Below are 7,287 nucleotides of genomic sequence, written 5' to 3' on the forward strand. Positions count from 1 at the left end.
TCTCCTCACTTCTCACTCCTCATTGTTGCTCCCCACCGCTGACGCGATACTCTGGATCAAATGGCTCAACCTCATTTTTTCCAGCAACCAGAGCCCCTCAGAGTTTTCCGTGATCCCGGTTCGCCTAACCTTGCACAATTTTCTCTGTTATGCTCATGCCGTTCTGGATCTGCGTGGGATCCATACTGCCTGCATTTGTGGCCCCAATGGGGCAGGCAAGTCTGCCCTGCTCGACGCCCTCACCTGGGGCCTCTGGGGGCAAAGCCGGGCCAGCAACGATAGCGATCTCATCCGCAAGGGGGCCAGCGAAGCCTGGGTAGAGGTGATCTACCGCTCCCGAGGACAAACCTACCGTGTCCTGCGCAGCCGTCATCTATCGGGCGAGGGATCCCTGGAGTGGCAAATTCAAACCGGAGAAACCGACGGCCAACCTCGCTGGCGTAGCTTGACCCGCCGCGGCATGCGCGCCACCCAACAGGCCATTCAAAGTCAGCTCAGCCTCGACTACGAGACCTTTATTCACTCCGCCTATCTGCGACAAGGACAAGCAGATGCCTTCACTCTGAAGCGTCCCGGCGAGCGCAAGCAGATCTTGGCCGACATGCTCAAGTTGGGGCAGTACGATTTGCTGGCCGACCGCTGCCGGGAACAGGCGCGCAGTGCCAAACTCAAAGCCGATCTGCTCCAAGAGCGCCTGCAGCAGCTCAACCAACAACAGGCCCACGTTGGCCAAATCCAAGCCGAGCTGGAGCGACTCCAACAACGGCAAACTCATCTGCAGCAGCTCCTAGCCCAGCAACAGCAGGAATTGCAAGCCCTAGAGCGCCTCTACGAACATCGCTGCATCCTGCAGGAGCGCCACCAACACCTTACCCAACACTTGCAAAAGCTCGGCACCAACCTACAGCACACCGAGCAACAGTGGCGTGCCCAGCGACAGCACCTGCTCCAGTTGGAAGAGCTGATCGCCCAGAGTGAAGACATCCTGGCGGGTTACGAACGCTACCAAGCCCTGATGGCCCAAGATCGCCATCTCCACCACCTCTTCGAGCAACAGCAGCATCTGCTCCAAGAACGCCAAAAGCTGCAAGCCCAGCAAGCAGAGCAGCAACAGCAGCAACTGCGCAAGATGCAACGGCTGCAACAGGAGTTGGCCACCTGCCAAGCCCAGGCCCAAGCCGATGCCCAATTGCTGGCAGAACAGGAGCGCATCGAAATCGGCCTGCGCCACTACCAGCAAGCTCAAGAGCGTCTCCAGGCCCTGAACCAAGCCCAAGCTCAAGCCGCCGTCCTTCTCCAGCAGCAACAGCATTGGCAAGAGCAAATCCGCCGCGAGCGGGAACGCCTGCAAGCCCGCGTTCAGCTTCTCAGCCAGCAACTGCAAAGCCAGGAAACTCTAGCCCAACAGCAGCAGCAACTGGAGCAGAAAATCGCCGAAGGAGAGGCCGCCTTGGCAGAGCTGGAGCGACGGCGTCTCTACCAGCAGCGGGTGTTGGAAAAAGTCCAAGAACGGCGGCTGTTCGTGCAAAAGCTCCAGGAACGCCAGCGGGTTCTCCAGCAACAGTGGCAACAGGAAGAAGAACGCTGCCGCCTGTTGGTGACCACCTGGGAGGAAGGTCAAGAGGTGTTTTCCGCTCAAAGTGCTCCGCGCAGCGAACGAGATCAGGTCACCCCCACTTTGGCAAGAGTGACAGCCCTTGTCGAGGAGGCAGCAGAACAAGAGGAGGGATCCCCGGCCCTATCTTCTGTCGGCCAGCCTGCCGAGCCATCCCCCGCAACGCCAACAGCAGAGCCGCAGGGATCCGGCTTTATGGCTCCGCAACGCCGTCGCAACTGGACTTGCCCCCTCTGCGCCCGTCCCCTCAGCCCGCGCCTGCGGGATGTGGTGCTGAAAAAACACCGCGAGCGTCAAGAGGAAATTGCCGGCGAACTGTTTGTTATCCGCGAACAACTGGCGGTGGCCGACCGGGAGATCGAACTCTTGCAAGAAGAATACCGCCGTCTTAGCCAAGAACTGGCCACTTGGGATGAGCGCCTGCACCTTCAAGGGCGATTGCAACAGCAGTGGGAAGCCGAGCAGGAGCGCTGTCGGCAAATCCAGCTCTGGCAAGCAGAGGCGGCAGAGTTGAGGGAAATCCTTGACCGGGAAGCTTACGCTCAAGAAGCTCGGCAACAGCTCCAGCAGATCCAGCAGGCCCTGCACCAACTGGGCTATGACGAGCGCGAGCACGCTCTACAACGGGGAGAACTGGAGCGCTGGCGCTGGGCCCTGGGCCGCTCTCAAGAACTCCGCAAGGCCCAAGAGCGCCGCTCTCGCCTCTGCGAGCAAATCGCATCTCTACAGGCACAACTGGAAACCCTGCAACAGGCGGTATCCAAGGACTCCGGCCCGCTAGCGCGATCGGATTCTCCCCTGGCGGAGCGGTTGGCTCAGGTGGAACAGGCGTTAAACCACCTGGGCTACGATGGATCCCTGCACCAGCAGGTGAAAGCCGAACTGGCCCAAGCGCAACTCTGGCCGGTGCGCCTGCAAGCCCTACAGGTGGCCCGCCAGGAACTGCCGGAGGTGGCAGCCCGCACCCAAGCCTTATCCCAACGCCTACAGGAAAGCCGCCAGCACTTTGCCCAGGCCACCCAAGAGTTGGAACGGCTTCAGCAACAACTGGCGGAGCATCCCGAGGTTTTGCCTGCTCAGCTGGAAGGGATCCGCCAAACCCTGCGGGAGCACCGCCGGCGGCTGGATGAGGTGCTGTCTCAGATAGGGGCCGCCCAACAACGGCTACAACAGGCGGTTCAACAGCAGGCGGAACAGGCCGAGCTGGAACAGCAACTGCAACAGGCCCGCCGCCAGCAGCAGGTGTACCAAGAGCTGGCCAATGCCTACGGTCGCAACGGCATCCCCGCCCTGATCGTCGAAAATGTCCTGCCCGAGCTGGAAGCCCAGGCCAACCAGATCCTGGCCCGCCTTACCCAACACCGCCTGCACCTGCAATTGGTTACCCAGCGCTCCGGGCGACGCTATTGCTCACCGGCCAAGCTGTTCTCGGTAGCCGGACGGAGCTCTTGCGACACCCTCGACATTCTCATCGCCGATCCCCACGGCACCCGCCCCTACGAGACCTACTCCGGCGGAGAAGCCTTCCGCATCAACTTCGCCATTCGCCTGGCCCTGTCCCGCCTGCTCACTCAGCGCTCGGGATCCGACCTGCAAACCTTAATCATCGACGAGGGGTTTGGATCCCAGGATGCCACCGGGCGCGCCCAACTGCTGGCCGCCATCAACGCCATCGCCCCGGACTTTGCCTGCATCTTGGTGATTACCCACATCCCCAGCCTGCAGGATGCTTTCCCCCACCGCATCGAGGTACAGCCCTCTCCCCAGGGATCCCGCCTCTCCATTCGCGGCTAGTCCCTTCAGGAGTTGCCGGCACGATTTTGCAGCCACTGCTGCAACAGGGGCACCAGAGTCTCGCTGAGTTGGTTCCACTGGTCGGGCTTCTGGACGGTGGTCAGCAGCTCCACTCGCTCGCCTCGGATCACCAGAAAGCCAACTGGCTCGATGCGCACCCCACCCCCTGCTCCCCCGAACAGACTGGCCGGATCCCCGCCGTTGCCGCGACAGCCAGGAGCAGTCTTTCCAAAGTTACCCCCTCCCCCACCCAAGCCAAAATGCAAGGACATGTAAGGGACAATAATCGTCTCACCAATAGTGATCGGCTGACCAAAGGTTTGTCCCGTTTCCGCCAAAACCTTCAGCTTGCCGAGCACCGCCTCCAGCACCGATTCCACGTTGAAGTCGGATCCCATCTCCGTTGACTCGCCCACCAGACGCTCGGGCAAATGGCGCGCAGTACCTTCCCAGGCTAGTGCAGCCACGCCCAAGAGAGAAAGCCCAAGAAACTCCCCTAATCTTCGTCCGGCGAGCCGGAATAGAGATCTTCCAAACGGCTGCGAGCTTCTTCCAAGCTGGCCGAGCGAATCACCAGTAGAGGCTCCTCGGTGAGGTTGCCATCTTCATCCAGCAGCTCTGGGTGAGGGATCCGCTTGCGGGCACGACGAGGAGAGGCCTTGCGCTCTTCCACGCCCAGTGTGATGACATTGGTAACCAAGTTGCGCAGGGCCAAAAAGGCAATGGCCACAAAAGCGATGAGGTAGAGAATCTGCAGCATTACAGGTCGGGGGAGGGGTGAATCTGGCGAAATTGACGGCCCAATTCGGCACATTTCATCAGCAGGCGATGCCATTTTGCCATCAGCCCAGGGTCGATGCCAACCTCTTGATCAGAGGCCTGATAAAGCGCTTTGGCTACCTGTAGCTCCGCCTGGGCAGCCAAAACCTCTTCCAGCAAGGACTGCTGCTCTTCTGGGCTGATCAATTCCAGGGTCTCTTCCTGCAAAAAGCGGCGAGAACGCTCAAACCAGTAGCGGTAGTCCTCCAACAGTGGCCCCAGAATCTCTCGCAACAGCTCAGATTTGCTCATGGCCTGGGATCCCTCCACAACTGGTTTGGATGAAAAAATCTTAGCAGAACTTAACCTTCTCTCGCCACGGGAGAGCGGGATTCCAGGTAGGCTTCCATCTCCAGCATCAGGGCTTCGATCTGAGGCAGCAATTCCAGGGCCTGCTCTTGCCAGTAGCCCCGCTGGTGGGCTTCCAGCAGCCGCTCGCTCATGTCCCGCAGCGCCCAGGGGTTGCGGGATCGCAGGAACTGCTGGACTTGGGGATCCAATAGGTAGGCGCGGGCCAGGCCGGCGTACATGAAATCCGGCACAGCATGGGTGGTGACGTCGTAGGCAAAGAGGTAGTCCAGGGTGGCAGCCATCTCGAAGGCGCCCTTGTAGCCGTGGCGCATCACGCCGGCAATCCACTTGGGGTTGATCACGCGGGCGCGATAGACGCGGTCAATTTCTTCGGCCAGGGTGCGGATCTTAGGGTTGTGGGGACGGGCGTGATCCCCGAAGTAAATCCGCGGGTTGCGGCCCTGGAGCGTTCGCACTGCCGCCACCATCCCCCCTTGAAACTGGTAGTAGTCATCGGAGTCCAGCAGGTCGTGCTCGCGGTTGTCTTGGTTGTGGAGCACAATTTGCAGGTGGGCCAATTGCCGCCGCAGGGCTTCGGGGGCCGGCTCTCCCTCGCCATCGGCCCGGTAGGCGTAGCTGCTCCAGTTGAGGTAGGCGCGGGCCAGATCCGCTTCTGTTTCCCAGTTTTGCGCCTCGATCAGCCCCTGTAGGCCGGCCCCGTAGGCCCCTGGCTTGGAACCGAAGATGCGCAGCCGCGCCCGCTCCGCCGCTGCTTGCGTTGGGATCCCTTGCTCCTGCCAGTACTGGGTATCGGCCAGCACGTGGGCCCGCAGGGGATTGTCGGCTTCTGGCTCCTCCAGGTCAGCCACGGCCTGCACGGCCCGGTCAAACAGGGCAATCAGATTGGGAAAGGCATCGCGAAAGAAGCCAGAAATGCGCAAGGTTACATCCACACGGGGGCGGCCCAAAACCGCTACAGGCAGGATCTCGATGTCCACCACCCGTCCTCCATCCCAGCGGGGTTTGACCCCCAAGAGCGCCAGGGCCTCGGCCCAATCGTCGCCGCCAGTTCTTAGAGTTGAAGTGCCCCAAACGGATAGGCCCAGGCGACGGGGATATTCCCCCTGCTCTTGCACGTAGCGCTCCACCAGCCGCTCGGCGGCCAGTGAGCCGACCTGCCAGGCGGTGGGGGTGGGGATGGCGCGAATGTCCACCGAGTAAAAGTTGCGCCCCGTGGGCAACACGTCCACTCGGCCTCGGGTGGGGGCGCCGGAAGGGCCGCTGGGCACATAGCCGCCCCCTAGCCCATGCAGCAGGTTCTCCAGCTCCTGGGGGGTTTGCTGCAGGCGCGGCAGCAGATCCGTCTCGATCCAATGCAGCACCTGCCTGGCTGCTGGCCCCGGCGGCGGATCGTAAGGGATCCCTTGCAGCCGCTGGGCAATCCAGCGGCGGGCTTGCGCTTCCAGGGCGGCCACCCCGTCTCCGATGTGGCGAAAGTTCTCGCCCATAGACCTTGAGGTTTTCCCAGGCCGGCTGCCAGCGGCTAATTCTTCAGATAGACCGCCGCCCCTAGGCCGACCAACATTTCCTCAGGGGTAATTTTGCCATCTTGGTTGGTATCCAGGGCATCGAAAACGCGATCTGCCCCCATCCACTCCTCGCGGGTGATGAAGCCATCCCCATCCAGGTCGTAGAGGCGGAAGACATCCTGGGCGGCGTGGGTAATGGTTTCCTTGGCACCCTCCAGCTTCTGCAGCCGCTCGGTGAGCAGTTTTTCCAGCACCTCCAGCGCTTTGGAGAAGCCCTGGATCCCTTCTTCCAGCTTTTCTGAGGCCATGCGGTTTTCCCGGTGCATCTGGTCGAAGGTAGCTCGATCCATCACCAGGCGCGGGATGTCCATTTTCTTGGCTTTTTCCGGATCCAGTTTGCGCTCCAGGTAACCCTCGGTGTTCTGCAGCTCCGCCAGCAAGGCGGGCGAGATGGTCAGGAGATCACAGCCGGCCAACTCGATGATCTCCCCGATGTTGCGGAAGCTGGCCCCCATCACTTCCGTCGGAAAATCGTATTTGCGGAAGTAGTTGTAAATCTGGGTCACCGACTGCACCCCCGGATCTTCGGCAGGAGGGTAGCTCTCCCGGCCCGTGTGTTTCTTATACCAATCCAAGATGCGGCCCACAAAGGGCGAGATCAGCTTCACCCCCGCTTCGGCACAGGCGATGGCCTGGTGCAAGCCAAACAACAGGGTGAGGTTGCAATGGATCCCTTCTTTCTCCAGGATCTCGGCAGCCCGGATCCCTTCCCAAGTCGAGGCAATTTTAATCAGCACCCGGCTGGGATCCGCTCCTGCCGCCTTGTAGAGCTCGATCAAATGGCGGGCTTTGGCAACTGTGGCTTCTGTGTCGTAAGAGAGGCGGGCATCCACCTCCGTCGAGACCCGGCCAGGAATGATGGACAAAATGCGCACGCCGAAGGCTACCGCCAATTGATCGATGGCATGGGCCACCACGGTTTTGATGTCGGCTTTGGATCCCAGTTCTTGGCGGGCCTTGAGCAAGGTTTCATCGACAATGCCCTGATACTGAGGCATTTGGGCTGCAGCCGTGATCAATGAGGGATTGGTGGTGGCATCCTGCGGCTTAAAGCTCTCGATGGCGTTGATATCCCCCGTATCAGCCACCACGACAGTCATCTGTCGCAATTGCTCCAGCAAGCTCTTGCTCATGTTCGGCTCCTTGAGATTGCGCTACGCGCCGCTTCTGCGACCTAGT

Annotated in this window: 5 protein-coding genes and 1 pseudogene; 1 reads left to right on the top strand and 5 read right to left on the bottom strand. The window is 60.9% G+C overall.

Features of this window, described 5'->3' with window-relative positions:
* The coding region (locus NW820_RS08195) for an AAA family ATPase (RefSeq protein ID WP_414407207.1) at nt 1-3,409 on the top strand (3,409 nt) is incomplete at its 5' end.
* A 5-nt stretch (nt 3,410-3,414) separates the two neighbouring features.
* Here the strand turns inward: NW820_RS08195 and NW820_RS08200 are convergent.
* From NW820_RS08200 to NW820_RS08220, 5 genes and pseudogenes are all read right to left on the bottom strand, one after another.
* Nucleotides 3,415-3,840, bottom strand: a complete 426-nt coding sequence (locus NW820_RS08200; RefSeq protein WP_414344594.1) for a GerW family sporulation protein — start codon at nt 3,838-3,840, stop codon at nt 3,415-3,417.
* Between the two features lie 65 nt (nt 3,841-3,905).
* Nucleotides 3,906-4,169, bottom strand: coding sequence for a DUF2973 domain-containing protein (locus NW820_RS08205; protein ID WP_414344596.1), 264 nt, complete (start codon nt 4,167-4,169; stop codon nt 3,906-3,908).
* Complete coding sequence (locus NW820_RS08210) at nt 4,169-4,480, bottom strand: DUF2605 domain-containing protein (protein WP_041436371.1); 312 nt, start codon at nt 4,478-4,480, stop codon at nt 4,169-4,171. The genes NW820_RS08205 and NW820_RS08210 overlap by 1 nt, the downstream gene beginning before the upstream one ends.
* Nucleotides 4,481-4,530: 50 nt before the next feature.
* A pseudogene (locus NW820_RS08215) lies at nt 4,531-6,012 on the bottom strand (cobaltochelatase subunit CobN); the annotation flags it as partial.
* 50 nt (nt 6,013-6,062) lie between these two features.
* The gene (locus NW820_RS08220) at nt 6,063-7,241 is read right to left on the bottom strand and encodes a transaldolase (RefSeq protein ID WP_414389793.1); all 1,179 of its coding nucleotides are present in this window, start codon (nt 7,239-7,241) and stop codon (nt 6,063-6,065) included.
* Nucleotides 7,242-7,287: the final 46 nt, after the last annotated feature.

The sequence above is a fragment of the Synechococcus sp. R55.7 genome, assembly GCF_047461955.1.
Classification (GTDB): domain Bacteria; phylum Cyanobacteriota; class Cyanobacteriia; order Thermostichales; family Thermostichaceae; genus Thermostichus.

Coding starts and splice junctions, on each gene's coding strand:
- NW820_RS08205 (WP_414344596.1), bottom strand. CDS start 4,169: ATGCTGCAGATTCTCTACCTCATCGCTTTTGTGGCCATTGCCTTTTTG.
- NW820_RS08210 (WP_041436371.1), bottom strand. CDS start 4,480: ATGAGCAAATCTGAGCTGTTGCGAGAGATTCTGGGGCCACTGTTGGAG.
- NW820_RS08220 (WP_414389793.1), bottom strand. CDS start 7,241: ATGAGCAAGAGCTTGCTGGAGCAATTGCGACAGATGACTGTCGTGGTG.